A 20,100-nucleotide genomic window follows, 5' to 3' on the forward strand; every position below is an offset into this window, starting at 1 on the left:
GTTGGGGTGAGTGGCAGGCCGGCAAAAACTAGCCCCGGCGTTCGGCGCTAGCTCTAACGCGCCAACCGCTCCGCTAACCACGCATGCCCGCCATTGTTCGCATGGGCGATGGCATCCTCGCCCTTCGCGTTGGCCTGCCTCGGGTCCGCCCCGAACAGCAGCAGCAGCCCGACGATCGCCGCGTCGCCGTGCATCGCCGCGACATGCAGCGGGGTGAAACCGTCGGCCTGCGGCTGGCTCGGGTCGGCCCCGGCGCGGAGCAGCTTTTCCACCATCTTGGTGTTGCGCTTGGCGGTGGCCGCATGGAGCGCGGCGACCTTCTGCGGGTTCTGTGCTGCCTCGTTGACGTCGCGGGTCAACGGCAGCAGCAACTCGAAGGCCTCGGCATTATCGAAGAACGCCGCCAGCCCAAGCGGCGTGAAGCCGTCGCGCGACAGTTCATTGGGGTCCCAGCCACCGGCTAGCGCTGCTTCCAGCCGTGCGCCATCCTTGAGAATGATGGCCTCGTGCGGATCGAGCTCGGTGATCAGCGCCCGCACCGCGGCGATGGCGCCGACATTGCCCATGTATGCGCACCAGGCCACCAGCGAGGCGCCGCTCTGATGGCGGGCGCGCGCAAGCTCGGGATCATGCGACAGCTCTGCTCGCAGGCGGTCGAGATCGTTGCTGGTCACCAATACGAATGGATCGTTCGCGGTGGCGCTCATCATCGCACCATAGCACCGTCAGAAAAGCCCGTCATTCGCCCCTCCCATTTGCATAGCATTGCTATACAAAAACCGGTGCACGCTGTCCACTAGTCGCGATGGTTGACCGCATCGACCAGCGGGGTGAGCAACGGACGGAGCGCGGCGATGGTTGCGTCGTCCAGCCGGCCGAGCATGGCCTCGATGACTTCGAGCCGCCGCGCCCGGGCTGCCTCGAAAATTCGCCTGCCCTCCGGGCTGATGGCGACCATCTGCACGCGCCGGTCGGTCTGGGACGGGGCGCGGGTGACGGCGCTCGCCGCCTCCAGTGAGGCGACGATCCGCGTCATGGTCGGCTGCGCCACCTGCTCGGCCTCGGCCAGCGCCGTGAGGGGCAACTCGGGGGTGAAGTACAGGACCGACAGGGCGGACAACTGCGCCGGCCCAACCCCAGCCTCGCGGTCCACCACACGAGCGCGGCGCAGCAGCCGGATGGCGATGCTGTGAAGGCGCTCGGCGGTTTCGGCGCGAAGCGCTGAGGGAGTGGCCATGCCGCAGTTCTAGCAGCGCTGCCGGATGGCCGCTACAGAGGCGGTTAGCCGCCTTGCGGCTCAAGATCCGGGTACGATCTCGAAAGTAACCGAGGCTTCTCGGGTAAAGGTCATCTCGCCGGTGCTGATGAGCGGCGCGGCGAGCATGAGATCGGCCGCTTCACCCTCGCCGTAGCTTCCCTCGAGGCCATCGGCAAGCGTGGCGGGTGACTGGTGGTCCCACTGCGCCGGTGCAATGTTTGCGCCAACGTCCACGAGCCTTCCCAGCCGGAACCCGAGCGTCTTGGCCGTCAGTTCCGCCTTGGCCTTTGCAGCCAGCAGGGCCTTGGCAAAGGCCTCGTCATAGTAGCGTTGCTCGTCGGCGACCGCGAAGCTGATGCGGCTGATGTCCTTGAGGCCGGCCTCGATCGCGCCGGTCAGGATGGCAGCGTAGTTGTCGAGGTTCCGGATGCGCACCGTGATGCTGTTATTGAGGCGATACCCTTCGAGTTCGCAGGGAACCAGCGGCTGGTCGGTGCGATACGACTGCCCGCAGCCCTCCGGCCCCAGGATTTCCTCGATAGCGTAGCCGTTGGTCTCGAGGTCGGTGTCCTGCAGACCCTGTTCGCGCAGTACCGCAACCACCTTTCGAGCCTGCACGGCGTCCTCGTGAACCGCCTCTTCCGGTGTCTTGCCCTCGGACTTGAAGCCGATCTGGAAGAACATGGTGTCGGGCTTGGCGACGGCGCTCCCGGTCGCGCCGGAGACGAACGTTCCCACTTCGGCCGCGCCCGCGGCGGTAACAGCAAGCGTCGCAACGGCGATCAACACCGCCGGCAATAGATTTTTCACGGATGTTTCCCTCAGTACCCCAAGTACCCATGTACTCAAGTACCGATACTAGTTCATAGTTCATGATAGCAATATTGTGGCGCAGGGCGGCGGCGCAGGACTGCGCAGTAGAGAATTTCTCGGGCCATTCAGCCGCAGAGCAGACGCTTATGCAGGTTCTCGCGTTCTCGCAGCGCTCGGCGGGGTCGGGTTAATCCTGCCCCAGGCGCGGCGGAGCTGGCGGGAAGAGGCGAAGCCGGAGCGTTCGGCGATGCGCTCCATGTCGAGGCGAGTTTCGCTCAGCAGTTGCTGGGCGAGGGCCACGCGCAGCCGGTTCACGTAGTCTGGGATGCTCATGCCCGCGTGGTCGTTGAAGAGGCGCGAGACATGGCGCGGGCTGGCGATGGCGATTTGCGCCAGCGTCTCCAGCGACCAGTCGCGGGCCGGATCGGCGGTGATCGCGTCCTGCACGCGGTGGATGGCCGGATGGATGTGGTTGCGGCCCTCGAGCCACGGCGACAGCTGTGGGTCGGTGCCGGCGCGGCGCAGGTAGACGACGAGGTAGCGCGCCACGGCCGCGGCCGTTGCCGGGCTCGTCAACTGGCCGATGATGTGCAGCATCAGGTCGATGCCGGCGGTGATGCCGGCGCTGGTGTAGCGCTCGCCATCCTCGACATAGAGCCGGTTCTCCAGCACCCGGGCGGTGGGCGCGGCTTCGGCGAGCAGCGTGCAATCGGTGAAGTGTGTCGTGCAGGCGCGACCATCGAGCAGCCCGGCGCGAGCCGCAAGCAGGGCACCCGAGCAGATCGACACCAGCCGGATGCCCGGCCGGATATTGGCGCGCAGCCACGCGACCACATCGTCCGAACCTTCGAGCGGCGCCTCCATCGTCCCCAGCCGGTCGGCACCGAGGATGAGTTCGGTGTCGCCGGAAAGGACGACCATTGCATCGTCCTCGATACTGGCGGGTAGCGGCTCGATGCCGGTGACGGTCAGCCCGATCGAACTGGTGATCGTCGGTAGCGCCCCGATATAGCGGACATCGAACGCCACCTCCGACTGCATCTGGTTCGCCTTGCGCAGAGCCTCCATCGGCCCCGCGACATCGAGCAGAAGCGTCCGCGCCGGCAGCACGACATAGACCGGGATCCGGCGCGGGGCAGGGCTCATGCGGCGGCGGCCTTGGGCGCCCCGGCGAGGGCCTCGGCGATAGTGCAGACGCGGGCGAAGCGGCCATCGAGCACCGCGGCGGTGCGGGCCTTCAGCTCGTCGACGCTCCACGTGCGGCCGGTCTTGTCGGTCAGCGCCATGGTGTGAGTTGCCTCGGTGACATAATCAACCTGCCAGCCGAGATCGGAAGCATGCCGGGTCGTCGTCTCGCAGCATTGCTCGGTCCGGATGCCGGACACGATCAGTCGCCGGATGCCGTTCTCGGTCAGCCAGACATCGAGGCCCGAGCCGACAAGGGCCGAATGGCGGGTCTTGAAGAACTCCGCGTCCGGGGTCAGCTGCAGTTCGGCCAGCGGGCGCACGAAGCCGGACGCCAGCGAGAAGATCCCCTCGGGCTCGACATGCAGCACGCGGATGACGGCGTAGCCCTTGGCCCGCGCCCCATCGATCAGCGCCTGCTGGTTCCTAAGGTACGTCGCGTAGTCGGTCTCGAACCAGTTCTGGCGCTGCCGGAACGATTCCTGCGCATCGATGACGAGTAGTGCGGTGTCGGACATTTCTAGCCTCACATGGTGTGGTGATGGGCTGAAGGTACGGAGCCGCAGATTGCGGCGAAAGGCACGTACAGGTCAAGGAGCGGACAGAAAAGGACATGGTTCCATTCGGTGGCTGTGGCTCCCCACCGCTGTCCCCTCCCCACAAAAGGGAGGGAGACGCCCGCACAAAGGCCGGTGTTTTGGTCTCCCTCCCCCTTGCGGGGAGGGGACAGGGGTGGGGGTCGGCAAGCACCGGCGCTTTTGGCGTTCCCGCGGCCATGCTAACCTCGCCACAACGAGGAGTTCCCATGACTATCGACGACAGGCCGCGGATCGTTGGCGGCGGCCCCAAGAAGCTGCTCTATACGGTCGAGACCATCCGCAAGATCGGGTTGGGCAAGGCGGCGAAGGCCCTGACCGCGAAGAACACCTGCAAGGCCTGCGCCTATGGCATGGGTGGGCAGAAGGGCGGGATGACCAATGAACTCGGCGAGTTTCCGTCGGTCTGCAACAAGTCTGTCCAGGCGCAATCGACCGATATCCAGCCGGCCATCCCGAACGAGGCGTTCCTCCATCCGGTGAGCGACCTGCAGCAGCTCAGCGGCCGCGAGATGGAGCGGCTCGGCCGGCTCAACACGCCACTGTTCAAAGCGGTCGGCGCTGACAGGTTCGAGCCGGTGAACTGGGATTTCGCCATCGCCCACGCGGCGGCGCAGCTGAAAGCCACCAACCCCAACCGCAGCTTTTTCTACTCTTCCGGCCGCTCGTCGAACGAGGCCGGCTTCGTGTTCCAGCTGCTGGCCCGGGTGTTCGGCACCAACAACGTCAACAACTGCTCCTACTATTGCCACCAGGCGACCAGCGAGGGGATGGCCACCACCATCGGCAAGGGTACCGCGACAGTCGAGCTCGAGGACCTGACCGGCGCCGACCTGATCTTCGTCATCGGCGCCAACCCGTCGTCCAACCACCCGCGCTTCATCCACATGCTGAAGCACTGCCGCGACCGGGGCGGCGACGTCATCATCATCAATCCGGCGAAGGAGCCGGGGCTGGTGAAGTTCGCGGTGCCGAAGTCGCCGACCTCGATGCTGTCTGGCGGCACCGAGATTGCGTCCGACTACCTGCAGCCGCGGATCGGCTCTGACATCTGGCTGTTCAAAGGGCTGATGAAGGCCATCTTCGCCATGGGCGCCGAGGACAAAAGCTTCATCGAAAACCACACGGCAGAAGTTCATGATCTAAAGGCAGATCTTGACCAGCTTTCGTGGGAACAGATCGCGGCGAATACGTCGATTTCCAGGTCGGATATCGAGCGCGTCGCCACCCGTTACGCCAACCGGCAGAATGTCGTGTTCGCCTGGGGCATGGGCATGACCCATCACCTGCACGGGGTCGAAAACGTCGAGGCGATCGCCAACCTCGCTTTGCTTAGAGGCATGATCGGAAAGCGTTATTCCGGCCTGCTACCCCTCCGCGGTCACTCCAACGTGCAGGGCATCGGCACCATCGGCGTCAAGCCCATCGTCTCCGAGCAGGTGTTCGCCGCCGTGGAGCAGGCGTTCGGCATAAAACTCAGCCGCGACAAGGGCTTCGACACCATGGCCGGCCTCGAAGCGGCCGCCCGTGGCGAGGTCGACAGCGCCGTGATCATGGGCGGCAACCTCTGGGGCGCGACCCCGGACACCGATTTCGCCAGCCGCGCCATGGGCGCCATCGGCTTCAAGCTGTTCCTCACCACCACGCTAAACCGCGGCCACGTAAACGGGTTAGGGGAGGGCGAGGTGCTGATCCTCCCCGTCACCGCCCGCGACGAGGAGTGGTCCCCGACGACCCAGGAATCGATGTTCAACTTCGTCCGCCTCTCCGACGGCGGCATCGAGCGGCTCGACAATGTGCGGCCGGAGACGGTGATCCTCTGCGATCTGGCCAAGCTCATGGTCCCCGATTGTCCCATTGATTTCAGTGGCTTCAAGCAGCACTCGAAAGTGCGCGAGGCGATCGCTCGGATCGTCCCCGGCCTCGAGCAACTGGCCGATATCGACGTGGCGAAGCGCGAGTTCCACATCAAGCACCGCGTGCTGCACACGCCCGAGTTCGCCACCAAGGACGGCAAGGCCCACTTCGTCGTCACCCCGCTGCCCAAGGCGCCGGCGCCGCTGACCCTCGCCACGGTGCGCTCCGAGGGCCAGTTCAACACCATCATCTACGAAGAGCGGGACAGCTACCGCTTCAAGGCCGGGCGCGACGCCATCTTCCTCAACCGCGAGGACATGGCAGTGTTCGGCGTCAGCGACGGCCAGCGCGTCACCATCGCGTCCGATACCGGCAAGATGACCGGCACTGCCACCGCCTTCGACCTGCCGCGCGGCTCCGCGCTGGCCTATTACCCCGAAGCCAATGTGCTCTGCGGCACCGCCGTCGACCCGCGCTCGAAGACGCCGGCGTTCAAGTCAGTACCGATCTGGATCGAGGCCTGAGCAGGCGGGATTGCCGGCTATCTGAACTCGGATAATGTTCCCTGGGGCGCGGGGGCGATGCGATGACGGACGACAAGCAGGGACAGGCAGCGCCGCCGGATGTGGATCGCCCCGGCGAGCGGGCGCGGGCGTTCAACGCCGCCGTGGCGACGCTGGGCATCGCGGCCGTCGTCTTCATCATCGGCGTCGTTGTCGGCTTTCCGCTCTCTACCTTCGGGGTGGAGTTCATCACGGCGAATTCCGGCCTGGTCTTCGGCCTGCTGTTCGGCTTCCTCGTGCTGGTGCTGGTCGTCACCGCGGTGTTGATGATCTTCCGCCGCCAGATCTGGGAGAGCCTGTTCAAACGCGGCGAAGTCGAGATGGAGCGCTTCGCCCGGCCGCTCTCCGAGGTCGCGCGCTTCGCGGCGCTACAGAAGGTCGCCGAGGCGACGGAGTCCGCCCGCGATCTCGCCGAGCTGGTGCTGGCGCGCTACGCCTGGGTCTCGACCCGTCGCTGGCTGATGGCGACGATCACGGCGTTCATCGCGGCCATCGCAGCGCTAGCGGGTTCGGCGCTGCTGTTCCAGCAGAACCAGTTGCTGCGCACCCAGATCGGCCTGATGCAGGACCAGAACGGGCGCATCGCCGAGCAGAACCGCTTCATCCAGAGCCAGATCGAGCTAGGCGAGGCGCAGCGTTCCACCTCGATAGTGCCGGAGATCCTAGAGATCGGCGCCCAGGTGGCGCAGGAAGTGGCGGGGTTCAACACCTTCGCCGGTGACAAGCCCTCCATTGCCGGCCTCAGCCCGGGTTTGCGCGCCCGCATCATCGCGGCTACCACCGCGGCGCGGCCCTACCGGTACCTGCGCAACCCGCTGACCGATCTCGATGAGAACCTGCTGATGTCGTCGGGCTTGTTGCGCAGGACGGACCTGGCGGCGTCCGCGACGATCCGGCAGCAGCTAGATGCGGCGAATGGCAATGTCCAGTTCGCCGGCGAGCAGAGCGGCGTGATGTCGGATCGGCCGCTGTCGCCGGAGCGCGGCCAAATAATCGGGCTGCTGATCTCCAACGGCCTCACCGACTTCTCGGAGCTCAACGGGGCTGATTTCAGCTTCGCTGAGGTGCGGGCCGCGAGCACCGGCAGCAACCTCCGCTTTCACTTCGCGTCGCTGCGCTTTGCGAATTTCGACCGGCAGCTCCTCGTCGGCGCGGAGTTCGACGGGGCGTATCTCGAGCACGCGCGGTTCCGGAATGCCAACCTAAACTACGTTCAGTTCACCGGCGGCGAGCTGCCGTCGATCACCGGCGGCGAGGGGCTGAAGCAGGGAGCACAGCTCTCAGGCACCGACTTCTCCGGGGCTATCCTCAAGCACGTCTCGTTCGACGGCAGCCGCGGTTTCGGCATCAATTTCGACGGCAGCATCGTGCACAACACCACGTTCGCCGGCACCTCGATGGCCGGCAGCACGTTCCGGGGCAGCATCTTCGGCATGGCGGACTTCAGCGGCACCGACCTCAAGAGCGTCGACTTCGACGGCGCCATCGTCTTCGATCCGGCGTTCCTCGATACGGTTGCCGCACAGGCTGCGCCCGGCAGTTTCGTCCGCGACCGCTTTGCGATAGCACCCATCGCAGCCGAGGAGTTCGCTCGGCATCCGCGCTGGTCCGATGCCTGGCTGGATGGCCTCGAAGCCAAGCAGGCATATCGCATCACACGTGTAGGAGCCTTCGAATGAGCGGTTTCCCCAAGCAGACCTTCGAGTTCCTCGCGGGGATCGCGGCCCACAACGAGAAGGCCTGGTTCGACGCCAACCGGCCGCTCTACGAGGCCGGATATGTCGAGCCGGGCAAGGCGTTCGTCGCCGAGATCGGGCCGCGGCTCAAGGCGATCTCGCCCGAGGTGCAGTTCGATCCCAAGGTCAACGGCTCGATCTCCCGCATCAACCGCGACATCCGCTTCTCGAAGGACAAGCGGCCTTACAAGCAGCACCTCGCCCTATGGTTCTGGCACGGCGACAGGCGCAGCTGGGATCGGCCCGGCTTCTACGTCCACGTCGAGGCCGAACGGGTGTTCCTCGGGACCGGCATGTACGGCTTCGACAAGGACACGCTGGAGAGCTTCCGCCAGTCGGTGATCCACCCGCGCTCCGGCAAGGCGCTGGTCGCGGCGGTGGCCGAAGTGAAGGCGAAGGGCGCCTACAGCATCGGCGAGAAGACCCGCAAGCTGATGCCGCGGGGGTTCGAAACCGACGCGGACCGTGCCGAATACCTGCTCTACGAGGGCCTGACGGCCGGCATCGAACTGCCGGCCAGCGCCGCCGCGCAGCCGGATTTCGCCGACGTCTGCATCGAGCACTTCGCCAACACCGCCCCGATCACCCGCTGGCTGATTGCCGAGGTCGCGGGCTGATCAACCGTTGCGGAAGGCGTAGCCGTAGCCGTTGAGCGCCGGGGCGCCGCCCAGGTGGGCGTACAGCACCTTGGAGCCCTTCGGGAAGAAGCCCTTGTGAGTGAGGTCGATCATCCCCTGCATGGATTTGCCCTCGTAGACGGGGTCGGTGATCATGCCTTCGAGCCGGGCAACGAGGCGGATGGCAGCCTTGGTCTCCTCGGACGGTACGCCGTAGACCGGGTACGAGTATTCCTCCCGCAGCACGACGTCCTCTTTGGTGATCGGCCGACCGAGTTCGACGAGTTCCGCCGTCGACTGGGCGATGCTCAGCACCTGCGCCCGGGTCTGTTCCGGAGTATGCGACGCGTCGATGCCGATGACGCGCTGGGCGCGCCCGTCGGCCGCGAAGCCAACCAGCATGCCGGCGTGCGTCGAGCCGGTGACCGTGCAGACGATGATGTAGTCGAACTTGAAACCGAGTTCGGCCTCCTGCGCCCGCACTTCTTCGGCAAAGCCGACATAGCCGAGGCCGCCGAATTTGTGCACCGAGGCGCCGGCCGGGATCGGGTAGGGCTTGCCGCCGGCCGCCTCGACCTCGGCGATCGCCTGCTTCCAGCTGTCACGGATGCCGATATCGAAGCCGTCGTCGACGAGCCGCACGTCGGCACCCATGATGCGGCTCAGCATGATGTTGCCGACGCGGTCGTAAACCGCGTCCTCGTGCGGCACCCAGCTTTCCTGCACCAGCCGGCACTTGAAGCCGATCTTGGCCGCGACAGCCGCTACCATGCGGGTGTGGTTGGATTGCACGCCGCCGATGGACACCAGTGTATCGGCGCCGGAGGCGATCGCGTCGGGGATGATGTACTCGAGCTTGCGTAGCTTGTTGCCACCAAAAGCGAGGCCGGAGTTGCAGTCCTCGCGCTTGGCGTAGAGCTCGACGGCGCCACCAAGATGGGCGCTGAGACGCTCGAGCTTCTCGATTGGTGTGGGTCCGAAGGTCAGTTTGTATCGGGGGAACTTGGCGAGCATCGGGGTGCCCTCCTTGAGTTGAAACACAACTAAAAGGGTAGCAAATCGGCTACGAAAGGTGCTTCCTAACTCTATGGTAACGGTGCGCTAGAACAGCGGAAACTTAGTGGAAAGTGCAGACAATGATCGAGCAGGACCTCACCTGATGAAAGAATCTTCCGACGCCGATCTCGACCGCATCGACATGAAGATGCTGCGTGCGCTCCAGCGCGACGGACGGATCAGCAACGCCGATCTTGCCGAGGAGGTCGGTGTCAGCGCCGCGACCTGCCATCGCCGGACCCAGCGGCTGCTCGAGGCGGGCTATCTCTCAGCCGTGCGCGGCGTGATCGATCCGCACAAGCTCGAGCTCGGCGCACTGGTGCTGGTCGGCGTCGTGCTCGATCGGTCGACGCCCGAGAGCTTTGCCGCATTCGAGGCGGCGGTGACCAAGCTGAAGTTCGTGCTCGACTGCCACCTGGTGGCCGGCGACTTCGACTACTTCCTCAAGATCCGGGTGCGCGACATGGCGCATTTCAATCACCTGCACGGCACGCAGCTGATCGCGCTGCCCGGCGTGCGCCAGACGCGGACGTTCTTCGTGATGAAGGAAGTGGCCGACAACCGGCCACTTGATTTCTAGCCGATCGGATACGCCACGTAGGCGAACCGCTTGTTGTCGGGGGCCCAGGAGTTGACGTTGATCGTCCCCTGGCCGCCGTTGAAGCCGATGATGTCGCGAGTGCCGGTGCCATCCGGGCGCATGAAGCGCAGGATCACGTCCTTGTCGGCGGGGTGGCCCTTGGTGCCAGGTGGATAGCTCAGATAGGCGATCGATTTCCCATCTGGCGAGAAGTGCGGGAACCAGTTCACCCGCTCGTCGAAGGTGATCTGCGTCAGCTCCGAGCCGTCGGTGCGCATCTTGAAGATCTGAGCGTGACCGGGCGAGGCCTGCTCGGAATTGAACCAGATCCACTGCCCATCGGGCGAGTACTCGGCGCCGTCATTGGGCACCAGCACGTCGGTCAGCTGCGTGTCCGGGCCGCCGGCCGCGGGGATGGTCCAGATGTTCACCTTGGCCCACTGGTTATCGCCCACGGCGTTGACGCCGACATAGGACAGCGTCTTGCCGTTCGGCGAGACGCCGTGGAGGTAATAGTGGTGACGGTGCGGGTAGGTGTTCGACACCCGCCGCGGCATGCCGCCGGTGATCGGCAGCGCGTAGAGGTGGCCATCGTCCGAGCTCACATAGACCGTGCGCCCGTCGGGCGAGAGCACGTGGTCGTTGTTGAGGTCGTCGAGGTCGCCGGTGTCGATCTTCTCGATCTCGCCGGTCCCGTCGGCGGCCATCTTCCACAGCTCGCCGCCGGCGTTGAACACCAGCGTCTTGCCGTCTGGCGTCCAGTTCGGTGCCTCGATGATCTGGTCGGCGGTGAACAGCACCTGTCGGCCGCTGCCATCGATGTTGATGACAGTCAGCTCTGACACCTGGCCCGGCAGCAGGCTGCGGCCGCGGCGGGCGAAATTGGGTCTCGACGGCACGGATATCCTCCCGGGAGTGCTCTTCTGGCGCTGAATCGTATTAACGATAATGCAGCGAGCTGGCTAGCCGGAATCGCGACGGCCAATGCGGTGCCTCGGGGCAGGAGCCGAAGGTGGTGTTGCCCCAGCGGACCGCTTCCCCTACATACGGCGCTCGCAATTCAAGCTACCAGCGGCGGGAGCAGTGCCCTCATGGCGCGCCAGTTCATCTATCACATGCACGGAATGTCCAAGGCCTATGCCGGCGGCAAGAAGGTGCTCGATAACATCCACCTGAGCTTCTACCCCGATGCCAAGATCGGCGTGCTCGGTCCGAACGGCTCGGGTAAGTCGACACTGCTGCGCATCATGGCCGGCATCGACACCGAGTTCACCGGCGAGGCTTGGGCCGCCGATGGCGCCAAGATCGGCTATCTGCCGCAGGAGCCGCAGCTCGATCCGGCGCTCGACGTGCTCGGCAACGTCATGACCGGCGTCAAAGAGAAGAAGGACATCCTCGACCGTTACAACGAGTTGATGATGAACTACTCCGACGAGACCGCCGACGAGGCGACCAAGCTCCAGGACGTGATCGACTCCCAAAACCTCTGGGATCTCGAATCCCAGGTGGAAGTGGCCATGGAGGCGCTGGGCTGCCCGCCGGGCGACGCCCAGGTGGACAAGCTCTCGGGCGGCGAGAAGCGCCGCGTCGCGCTCTGCGCGCTGCTGCTCAGCAACCCCGACCTGATCCTCCTCGACGAACCGACCAACCATCTCGACGCCGAGACCACGGCGTGGCTGGAAAAGCACCTGCGCAACTTCGCCGGCGCTGTGCTGATCATCACCCATGACCGCTACTTCCTCGACAACGTCACCGGCTGGATCCTCGAGCTCGACCGCGGCAAGGGCGTGCCCTACGAGGGCAACTACTCGGCCTATCTCGAGGCCAAGACCAAGCGCTTCGCCCAGGAAGAGCGCGAGGACGCCGCTCGCATGAAGGTGCTCGAGAAGGAAAAGGAATGGATGGGGCAGTCGCCGCAGGCGCGGCAGGCCAAGTCCAAGGCGCGCATCAAGGCCTATGACGAGCTAGTCAAGATCAACGAGGCGCGCACCCAGTCGCAGACCGCCCAGATCATCATTCCGCCCGGCGAGCGGCTCGGGCAGAACGTCATCGATATCGAGGGCATCTCCAAGTCCTACGGGGATCGCCTGCTGATCGACAACCTCACCTTCAAGCTGCCCCCCGGCGGCATCGTCGGCATCATCGGCCCGAACGGCGTCGGCAAGACCACGCTGTTCCGCATGCTGACCGGGCAGGAAAAGCCTGACTCGGGCACCATCACCGTCGCCGACAACGTCAACCTCGGCTATGTCGACCAGAGCCGCGACACGCTCGGCGCCAACAAGACCGTTTGGGAGGAAATCTCGGGCGGCAACGAGATCCTGATGCTGGGCAAGCGCGAGATGAACTCGCGCGCCTACACCTCGGCCTTCAACTTCAAGGGCGCCGACCAGCAGCAGAAGGTCGGCAATCTCTCAGGCGGACAGCGCAACCGCGTGCACCTGGCCAAGATGCTGAAGTCGGGCGCCAATGTGCTGCTCCTCGACGAGCCGACCAACGATCTCGACACCGAAACCCTCGCCGCCCTCGAAGAGGCGCTCGAGGAATTCGCCGGCTGCGCCGTGATCATCAGCCACGACCGCATGTTCCTCGACCGGCTGGCGACCCACATGCTGGCCTATGAGGGCGAGAGCCACTTCGAGTGGTTCGAAGGCAACTTCGCGGACTACGAGCAGGACAAGATCCGGCGGCTGGGGCCGGACAGCGTGAACCCGCATCGGGTGACGTACAAGAAGCTGACGCGCTGAGCGCAACAGGCCGGGCCCAGTGCCCGGCCTTTTCATTTGGAGTTTGAGAATGGCTGACTGGTCCCCCGCCACCTACCTGAAGTTCGAGGACGAGCGGACCCGTCCGGCGCGCGACCTCCTGGCGCAGGTGCCGCTGACGGCGCCGAAGCGGGTGGTCGACATGGGCTGCGGGCCGGGCAACTCCACCGAGCTGCTGGTCGAACGGTTTCCCGCGGCGCAAGTGATTGGGCTCGACAACTCGTCCAACATGCTCGCCGAAGCCCGGCAGCGCGTGCCTCAGGCGACGTTCGATGTGGCCGATGCCAACACGTGGGTGCCGGAGCCGGAAACCGATCTCGTCTTTGCCAACGCCATCTACCAATGGGTGCCCAAGCATCTCGTCGCTCTGACCCGCGTTGCCGCCGCGCAAGCCGAGGGCGGGGTGCTGGCGGTGCAGATGCCCGACAATATCGGAGAGCCTTCGCACCAACTGATGCGTCAGGTGGCTGCCGACGGTCCATGGGCCGAGCGCCTGAAGCAGGCCGCCCGCGCCCCGCTGCTGCCGGTGCGCGTCTACTACGACGCGCTGCGCCCGACGGCCCGCCGCCTCGATATCTGGCACAGCAACTACAACCACGTGCTCGATGGTCCGGAAGCCATCGTCGAATGGGTCCAGGCCACCGGCCTCCGTCCGTTCATCGATCCGCTCGAGCCGGCAGAGCGCGAGGAGTTCCTCGCCCGCTACCTCGAGCTGATCGCCGGCGCCTATCCGCGCACGGTGGACGGCAAGGTCCTGCTGCGCTTCCCGCGGCTGTTCATTGTGGCGGTGAAGTAGGCTCAGATCGGCGCGGCGTTCACTTCGACAACGTTGCGGTCCGGATCGAGCACATAGAGCTGCGCGAACCCGGCTGCTCCGGTGCGCTTCATCATGATGCGCTTGGGGGCGCCCTCCGGCGCGTGCTCGGAGAAGCCGCTGCCAGATCGTCCCTCTGGCCAGCGGCGGCGACGGGTGCTAGGCGAAAACTTTGCGAAACGGAGCCCAACGTGACCTCTCCCTTCGAAATCGACTTTGACGGCGCGCTGATCCGCGGCGAGGCCGCCGGCTTCGGCATTCCCGTGGTATTTCTCCATGCCGGGGTGGCCGACCGCCGCATGTGGTCCGAGCAGATGCGCCAGCTGGCGGCCGAGGGCTATCACGTCATCAGCTACGATCGGCGCGGCTTCGGCGAGACCGAAACGGCCGACGTGCCGTTCAATCACCTGGTCGATCTCGAGGCGGTGCTCGATCGGCTGAGCGTCCATGCGGCAATCTTCGTCGGCTCCTCAATGGGCGGTGGCCTCGCGATCGATTTCGCGCTGGAGCATCCGGGCCGGACCGTTGCGCTGGTGCTGATGGGCACGGCGGTGACAGGGGCCGAAGGCTACGAGGTCGACGAGGAAGTCGAGCAGCTCGAGGAGGCGTTCGAGTACGCCAAGGAGCGCGGCAACATCGCGACCGCCAACCGCATCCAGGCGCATGAATGGCTTGATGGGCCCTACGGGGAATCCGGGCGGGTTACGGGTCCGGTGCGCGAGTTGTTCCTCGCCATGAACGAGATCCACCTCAACCACGCGCCGCTCACCAAGGAGGAGCGTCCGGAGGCGGCGTTCCACAACCTCTCGGCAATCACCGCGCCGACGCTGCTGGTGGTCGGTGAGCTCGATTGCTCCGACATCATTTCGATCCACGAGGACCTGTCCGAGGAACTGGAGAACGCCTTCGCGGTGGTGCTCGAGGACACGGCGCATTTCCCAAGCCTCGAACGGCCCGACCTGTTCGATCCGATCCTGTTCGAGTTCCTCGAAGCTGTGACTGGACAAGGCGAGGGTGACGGCGACGAGGCCGACGACTAGCCGCTACGCGGCGGCGATCCGCCCAAAGCTGCGCCTGAACGCGCTGGGGCTCACGCCAGTCTTGGCCCGAAAGTGATGTCTCAACGTCTCCTGGCTGCGGAAGCCGCTGGCCTCGGCGATGGCGTCGAGGCCGAAGTCGGTGGTCTCCAGCAGTTCCTTGGTGCGCTCGACGCGCTCGGTGATGAGCCAAGTCAACGGGCTGAGGCCGGTGGCTTCGTTGAAGTGTCGAATCAACGTGCGCTCGGAGAGCATTGCCAGCGCTGCCATCCGGGCAATGCTCCAGTCCTCGTCCAGCCGTCCGCGCAACGTATCGAGCAGCGGGCCGATGCGGCCCCGCCGTTCCTTGGCCACGGGGCGGGCGACGAACTGCGCCTGGCCGCCGTCGCGATGGGCGGGGAGGACGAGGCGCCGGGCCACGGTGTTGGCGATCTCGGCGCCAAAGTCCTGGCGAACGATGTGGAGGCACAGGTCGATGCCGGCTGCCGAGCCGGCGGCGGTGAGGAGGTTTCCGTCCTCGGAGTAGAGGATGTCGGGCTCGACTTCGATCCCCGGAAACTCGGCGCGGAGCGTTTCGGCATAGCGCCAGTGCGTGGTGGCGCGGCGGCCGTCGAGCAGTCCGGCGCGGGCTGGGACGAATACGCCCGAGCAGAGGGTCGCGATGCGGGCGCCGCGAGCGTGGGCCGTCCGTAGTGCCTCGACCAGCGGTTCGGGCACCGGCATTTTCGCGCCGCGCCAACCGGGCACGACAATCAGCCCGGCATGCTGAAGCCGGCTCAAGTCGTGGCTGGCCGCGACGCTGACGCCGCCGGCGCGATACGGCCCCGGCTCGATGCCGACGATCTCGTGTGTGTACCAGTCGAGATGCGCGAACTCCGGTCGGGCGAGGCCGAACACTTCGACAGCGATGCCGAACTCGAACATACAGAGTTGGTCGTAGGCGAGGATGGCGACGTGGCGGTTGGGTCTATCCATGATGGCGGTATCTTACCGCATATTGGCATTCCCGCCACTCACCAGTCCCGCCGTTTTCCGGCAAGTTCACGCCATTCCAACCCCAAGGAGGCCCAAATGCCAAGCAACGTCGCCCTTGTCCCCGCCGCCGCGTCGCCAGAGGCGCTGCTGCACTTCTCCCGCCGGCTCGGCTTCGAGACCGATTGCTGGGACGTGCACGATGCGCTGAGCCGCGATACGCAGGATTTCGTGCTGCTCGATGTGCGCAGCCCGGTTCTCTATGCGCAGGGGCACGTGCCCGGGGCGCTCAACCTGCCGCATGGCAAGATCACCGCGCGCCGGATGGCCGAATGGCCGGAGGGGACGCTGTTCGTCACCTATTGCGCCGGCCCGCACTGCAACGGCGCCAACAAGGGGGCGCTGCGGCTGGCCGAACTGGGCCGCCCGGTCAAGGAGATGATCGGCGGAGTGACCGGCTGGCTGGACGAAGGCTTCGTGCTCGCGAGCGGCGAAGCGGTCGGCAGCATCGCGATTGCCAGGCAGGCGGCGGAATAACGTCTCCCGTCGCGCAAATCCGCTTGCCAGCAAGGCGACTCCAGCCACAAGCTCCGCCCGAATTATTCTTGGGAAGGGCTCGCACATGAACAAAATTATCCTCGGCGCCATCGCCTCGGCGCTGGTGCTCACGACGCCGGTGATGGCCTGCGAAACGGTCACCAGCACGAAGGTGAAGGTCAGCGCCTGCATCGACACCACCGGCTGGGCGGTGCAGACGCCGGCCGGCGATCAGGAGTTCCTCTACTACTCCAGCGACGAGACCATTGGTTTCGCGGTCATCAACGAGACTGGCGCCTGGCCCGTCTCGCAGTTCCGCGAGGCCATCCTCACCAACGCGGCAGCGGCAGCGCTCGACGGCAAGCCGGAGAACGTCACCGTCGTCAGCGAGCGGCTGGAGAACATCGGCGGCAAAGCCTGGAACGTCATCGAATACCAGGTCAAGACAACCGATGCGGCGCTGCTGTTCCAGAATTTCTACTATGTGCAGCCGGGCTTCGGCTCGAGCCAGTTCGTCTACTGGAGCGTGCCCGAAGGTGGCACCTCGGCGGCATTCCGCGCCGGGCAGATGCTGGCCACGGTCCAGTTTACCGAATAGCTGGAAGGGGGGGGGCGCGCGGCAGCTCGGCGACAACAGTGTCGCGGAGGCCTTTGCTGAGTGCGGGCCGCAGATCGCCAAGCGCGGTCGGCGCGGCGGCGATGATCAGCTGATCGAAGGAGTGCCGCTGGTATTTGCGCTCCAGTTCCTCGGCGACGTTTTCAACGAAGCGCCGCTCGCGCACGGCCACCGGATCGGATGAGTATTCCATGGCGCTGCGACCGCCGGCGCCCATCGATGAAATGCTCCGTCCAGGGCGGTCTGCCATGATCTCCCCGGCCTTCAGCGGTTCCTGTTCGAACATCAGATCGTCGATGGCTTTCAGTCCCTTGCCAGGTCCGCAATGCTCGAAGACCTTGGCCGTGGCCCCGTCGGCGATGAGGATCCAGGTGACCTTGGCTTTCATGGCGCTCTCCTTGTGATGGTACGAAGGACTAACGCAGGACGTGGCGATTGGTTTGATCACCATCAAGCCGTGTTGTGCAGCCAATCACAAACTCTGATTTGTCCGCCCTCGGGGCCGCTGCTAGAAGGCGGCTCTCACAGGGCCGCCTGAGGCCCGGAAGGACACGCGTTGGCGTCCGTCACCAGCTCCGAAACCCACCGTCCGGACAGCGGCCTCGCCGCTGGCGTCGCGACCTATGTGCTGTGGGGATTCCTGCCGCTGCTGTTCAACCTGCTGCATCACGTGGGGGCGGCGACCGTGGTTGCCGACCGGACGCTGTGGTCGCTGCTGGTGCTGGGCATCATCATGATGCTGGGCGGGCGCATGGTCGAGGTGCAGGCGGCGCTGCGCGACCCGCGTACCGTGCGCTCGATGGTGATGGCGGCGCTGATCCTGGGCGGCAACTGGCTGATCTATGTGTTCGCGGTCGAGAGCGGGCAGGTGCTCGAGGCGAGCTTCGGGTACTTCATCTTGCCGCTGGTGAATGTGGCGACCGGTGTGTTGTTGCTCGGCGAGCGGCTCAACCGCTGGCAGATGGTTTCCATCGCCATTGCTGCGGTCGCCATCGCTATTCAGGCCGTCGCAATCGGCGGCATTCCCTATGTGGCGCTCAGCCTGGCGCTGACCTTCGCGGCCTATGGCTACCTGCGCAAGACCGCCAAGGTGAGTTCCGCGCCAGGCCTGTTCGTTGAAACCCTGGTGCTGGCGCCGATCGCCATCGCCTATCTCGGCTACACATTCGTCCGTGATGGCGGCGTCGGCTGGCACGGCGATCCGTATTCGCTGATCCTCCTGGCGCTGACCGGACCGGCAACGGCCTTGCCGCTGCTGCTCTTTGCCTTCGCGGTGCAGCGGCTGAAGATGACGACCGTCGGTATGCTGCAGTACATCGCGCCGTCGATCACATTCCTCCTCGCCATCACGTTGTTCGGCGAGCACCTCAACGCGGTGCGACTCGTCAGCTTCGGGCTGATCTGGGTGTCGCTGGTGGTCTACACGCTCGACTCGGTGATGCGCCGGCGACGGCGCGTAGCGGCATGAGCGAGCCGCTTCCGGCGCTGACCCTCACCGGCCTGGTCGACGGTACGTTCGTCGTCGAGAGCGAGGCGGTCGAGTCGACGGCGCATCCTGAACTGACCCTCACTTATGACGGTGTCGCCGGAGACCGGCACCAGGGGGCGGTGCGACTGAGCGGTGCGCGCGAGCCTTGGTATCCCCGCCGCACGCCGATGCGCAACGAGCGGCAGATATCGATCCTCAGCGCCGAGGAACTGGCGGAGGTCGCCACGTCTCTCGGCCTGCCGCACATCCTCGGCGAATGGGTCGGCGCCAACCTGATCCTCTCCGGCATCCCGCATCTGACGCAGCTGCCGCCGCGCAGCCTGATGATGTTCCCGTCCGGCGCCACTATCCGCATCGATGGCGACAACGACCCCTGCCGCAAGACCGGCAAGACGATCGCGGCGCATATCGAGGGCAGGGCCGACATCGAGTTCGGTTTCGTCAAGGCGGCGATGGGCAAACGCGGCCTCGTCGGCTGGGTCGAGCGCGAAGGCGTGATCCGGCAGGGCGATGCAGTGAAGGTCCGCACCTGGCGGCAGTCCCCTTACCCGATCGAGGGCTGAACGACCGCCGGACGCGCCTGCCGGATCGTCTCGGCAACCTGCTCGAACACCGCGCCGAATGGCGTCGCCTCGCGCCACACCAGCGACAACAGCCGCCGCGCGCCCGGCGATTCCAGCCGGTGGATGCGGATGCGGTCGCCCGTGGCTTCCTTTTTCAGCGCGATCTCCGGCAACAGCGTGATGCCCTGGCCGTTGGCGACAAACTCGACGATGGTCGAGAGCGAGGTGGCGGCAAAGGTGCGCCGCGCCGCATCCGGGTCGAGCGAGCAGGCGGCGATGGCTTGTTCACGGAAGCAATGACCCTCGTCGAGCAGCAGCACCCGATCGCCGTCGATGTCGGCCAGCGGAACTGGGTCGACGGTATTGTCGCCGGCACCAGTGGCCAGCACGAACTCATCGGCGAATAGCGGCGCCGCGGTGAGCCGTGGGCCACCCGCCCTGGGCTCGCTGGCGATCAGCGCCAGGTCGAGGCTGCCGTCGGCGAGGCTGTCGATCAGCGCGTCGGTGCGGCTCTCTGAAACGGTGAAGCTCAGCTCCGGCAGGTCGCGCTGCAGGGCGGGGAACACGTGTGGCAGCAGGTAGGGCGCCACCGTCGGGATCACCCCCAGCCGCAGCGGTCGCGCCGGGTTGCCGCGCTGACCGGCGACGAACGACATCAACCCCTCGGTTTGCTCGAGAATCGGCCGCGCCCGCTCTACGAACTCGCGGCCCAGTGGCGTGAGCCGCACGGATTTGCCAAGCCGATCGAACAATGGGGCGCCGCACAGTTCCTCGAGCTGCCGGATCTGCTGGCTGAGGCCGGGCTGGGTGACGTGGCAACGCTCGGCGGCCCGGCCGAAATGCCCGGTTTCCGCCAGCGCGACGGCATACTGCATCTGTCTCAGGGTGACGGTCATAAGCGCACGTTATCACGATGAGTAGTGCAATCAATTGGCCTTATGTGTCTCGCCTGGTCCACAATGCAAGCGTTCCAGTGTGTGACTCGCGACCGTCGCGCCGAAGCGCGCGAATGGTCACTGCGGCGTCACCCGGAAACCCTATCGAAG

Annotated in this window: 21 protein-coding genes; 11 read left to right on the forward strand and 10 right to left on the reverse strand. The window is 65.6% G+C overall.

What is annotated here, in order from left to right; translation table 11 throughout:
- Positions 1–53 precede the first annotated feature (53 nt).
- The 5 genes from AC1DWU_RS05680 to AC1DWU_RS05700 form a co-directional block, all read right to left on the reverse strand.
- Positions 54–707: an ankyrin repeat domain-containing protein gene (locus AC1DWU_RS05680; protein WP_477148991.1), complete on the reverse strand. Its 654-nt coding sequence runs from the start codon at positions 705–707 to the stop codon at positions 54–56.
- Between the two features lie 89 nt (positions 708–796).
- Entirely contained in the window at positions 797–1,237 is a 441-nt protein-coding gene (locus AC1DWU_RS05685) for a MarR family winged helix-turn-helix transcriptional regulator (RefSeq protein ID WP_477148992.1), read from the reverse strand.
- 60 nt (positions 1,238–1,297) lie between these two features.
- Complete coding sequence (locus tag AC1DWU_RS05690) at positions 1,298–2,068, reverse strand: SIMPL domain-containing protein (protein ID WP_477148993.1); 771 nt, start codon at positions 2,066–2,068, stop codon at positions 1,298–1,300.
- Between the two features lie 147 nt (positions 2,069–2,215).
- Positions 2,216–3,217: a GlxA family transcriptional regulator gene (locus AC1DWU_RS05695; RefSeq protein WP_477148994.1), complete on the reverse strand. Its 1,002-nt coding sequence runs from the start codon at positions 3,215–3,217 to the stop codon at positions 2,216–2,218.
- Entirely contained in the window at positions 3,214–3,774 is a 561-nt protein-coding gene (locus tag AC1DWU_RS05700) for a cysteine hydrolase family protein (RefSeq protein WP_477148995.1), read from the reverse strand. The genes AC1DWU_RS05695 and AC1DWU_RS05700 overlap by 4 nt, the downstream gene beginning before the upstream one ends.
- 287 nt (positions 3,775–4,061) lie before the next feature.
- Between AC1DWU_RS05700 and AC1DWU_RS05705 the strand changes: the two genes are divergently transcribed.
- From AC1DWU_RS05705 to AC1DWU_RS05715, 3 genes are all read left to right on the forward strand, one after another.
- Positions 4,062–6,233, forward strand: a complete 2,172-nt coding sequence (locus tag AC1DWU_RS05705) for an FdhF/YdeP family oxidoreductase (protein ID WP_477148996.1) — start codon at positions 4,062–4,064, stop codon at positions 6,231–6,233.
- A gap of 62 nt (positions 6,234–6,295) precedes the next feature.
- Positions 6,296–7,951, forward strand: a complete 1,656-nt coding sequence (locus AC1DWU_RS05710) for a pentapeptide repeat-containing protein (RefSeq protein ID WP_477148997.1) — start codon at positions 6,296–6,298, stop codon at positions 7,949–7,951.
- Positions 7,948–8,625, forward strand: a complete 678-nt coding sequence (locus tag AC1DWU_RS05715; protein WP_477148998.1) for a DUF2461 domain-containing protein — start codon at positions 7,948–7,950, stop codon at positions 8,623–8,625. The genes AC1DWU_RS05710 and AC1DWU_RS05715 overlap by 4 nt, the downstream gene beginning before the upstream one ends.
- On the opposite strand, the gene AC1DWU_RS05720 is transcribed toward AC1DWU_RS05715, so the two are convergent.
- Entirely contained in the window at positions 8,626–9,639 is a 1,014-nt protein-coding gene (locus tag AC1DWU_RS05720) for a 1-aminocyclopropane-1-carboxylate deaminase (protein ID WP_477148999.1), read from the reverse strand. It lies immediately after the preceding gene.
- 145 nt (positions 9,640–9,784) lie between these two features.
- Between AC1DWU_RS05720 and AC1DWU_RS05725 the strand changes: the two genes are divergently transcribed.
- Positions 9,785–10,261, forward strand: a complete 477-nt coding sequence (locus tag AC1DWU_RS05725) for an Lrp/AsnC family transcriptional regulator (protein ID WP_477149000.1) — start codon at positions 9,785–9,787, stop codon at positions 10,259–10,261.
- On the opposite strand, the gene AC1DWU_RS05730 is transcribed toward AC1DWU_RS05725, so the two are convergent.
- Positions 10,258–11,160: a TolB family protein gene (locus tag AC1DWU_RS05730; RefSeq protein ID WP_477149001.1), complete on the reverse strand. Its 903-nt coding sequence runs from the start codon at positions 11,158–11,160 to the stop codon at positions 10,258–10,260. The genes AC1DWU_RS05725 and AC1DWU_RS05730 overlap by 4 nt on opposite strands.
- Positions 11,161–11,352: 192 nt before the next feature.
- Here AC1DWU_RS05730 and ettA point away from each other — a divergent pair, with 192 nt between their 5' ends.
- From ettA to AC1DWU_RS05745, 3 genes are all read left to right on the forward strand, one after another.
- Complete coding sequence (gene ettA, locus AC1DWU_RS05735) at positions 11,353–13,008, forward strand: energy-dependent translational throttle protein EttA (protein WP_477149002.1); 1,656 nt, start codon at positions 11,353–11,355, stop codon at positions 13,006–13,008.
- 49 nt (positions 13,009–13,057) lie between these two features.
- Positions 13,058–13,822: a trans-aconitate 2-methyltransferase gene (gene tam / locus AC1DWU_RS05740; protein WP_477149003.1), complete on the forward strand. Its 765-nt coding sequence runs from the start codon at positions 13,058–13,060 to the stop codon at positions 13,820–13,822.
- A gap of 209 nt (positions 13,823–14,031) precedes the next feature.
- Positions 14,032–14,880, forward strand: a complete 849-nt coding sequence (locus AC1DWU_RS05745) for an alpha/beta fold hydrolase (RefSeq protein WP_477149004.1) — start codon at positions 14,032–14,034, stop codon at positions 14,878–14,880.
- Positions 14,881–14,883: 3 nt separating this feature from the next.
- Here AC1DWU_RS05745 and ftrA read toward each other — a convergent pair whose 3' ends face one another.
- The gene (ftrA, locus tag AC1DWU_RS05750) at positions 14,884–15,852 is read right to left on the reverse strand and encodes a transcriptional regulator FtrA (RefSeq protein WP_477149005.1); all 969 of its coding nucleotides are present in this window, start codon (positions 15,850–15,852) and stop codon (positions 14,884–14,886) included.
- Between the two features lie 96 nt (positions 15,853–15,948).
- Here ftrA and AC1DWU_RS05755 point away from each other — a divergent pair, with 96 nt between their 5' ends.
- Both AC1DWU_RS05755 and AC1DWU_RS05760 read left to right on the forward strand, forming a co-directional pair.
- Positions 15,949–16,386 (forward strand): rhodanese-like domain-containing protein, encoded by a 438-nt coding sequence (locus AC1DWU_RS05755; protein ID WP_477149006.1) that lies wholly within the window; start codon positions 15,949–15,951, stop codon positions 16,384–16,386.
- 85 nt (positions 16,387–16,471) lie between these two features.
- Positions 16,472–16,984 carry a hypothetical protein gene (locus AC1DWU_RS05760; protein ID WP_477149007.1) on the forward strand — a complete coding sequence of 171 codons (513 nt, stop codon included), beginning with the start codon at positions 16,472–16,474 and terminating at the stop codon, positions 16,982–16,984.
- On the opposite strand, the gene AC1DWU_RS05765 is transcribed toward AC1DWU_RS05760, so the two are convergent.
- Positions 16,974–17,390 carry a host attachment protein gene (locus AC1DWU_RS05765; RefSeq protein ID WP_477149008.1) on the reverse strand — a complete coding sequence of 139 codons (417 nt, stop codon included), beginning with the start codon at positions 17,388–17,390 and terminating at the stop codon, positions 16,974–16,976. The two genes, AC1DWU_RS05760 and AC1DWU_RS05765, sit on opposite strands and share 11 nt — an antisense overlap.
- A gap of 168 nt (positions 17,391–17,558) precedes the next feature.
- Here AC1DWU_RS05765 and rarD point away from each other — a divergent pair, with 168 nt between their 5' ends.
- Both rarD and AC1DWU_RS05775 read left to right on the forward strand, forming a co-directional pair.
- On the forward strand, positions 17,559–18,470 hold the full coding sequence (rarD, locus tag AC1DWU_RS05770; protein WP_477149009.1) for an EamA family transporter RarD: 912 nt from the start codon (positions 17,559–17,561) through the stop codon (positions 18,468–18,470).
- Complete coding sequence (locus AC1DWU_RS05775; protein WP_477149010.1) at positions 18,467–19,054, forward strand: MOSC domain-containing protein; 588 nt, start codon at positions 18,467–18,469, stop codon at positions 19,052–19,054. Before rarD ends, AC1DWU_RS05775 begins: the two co-directional genes overlap by 4 nt.
- On the opposite strand, the gene AC1DWU_RS05780 is transcribed toward AC1DWU_RS05775, so the two are convergent.
- A complete protein-coding gene (locus AC1DWU_RS05780) occupies positions 19,036–19,950 on the reverse strand; it encodes a LysR substrate-binding domain-containing protein (protein WP_477149011.1) in 915 nt (304 codons plus the stop codon). The genes AC1DWU_RS05775 and AC1DWU_RS05780 overlap by 19 nt on opposite strands.
- Positions 19,951–20,100 lie beyond the last annotated feature (150 nt).

The sequence above is a fragment of the Devosia sp. P2_G7 genome (assembly GCF_056403495.1).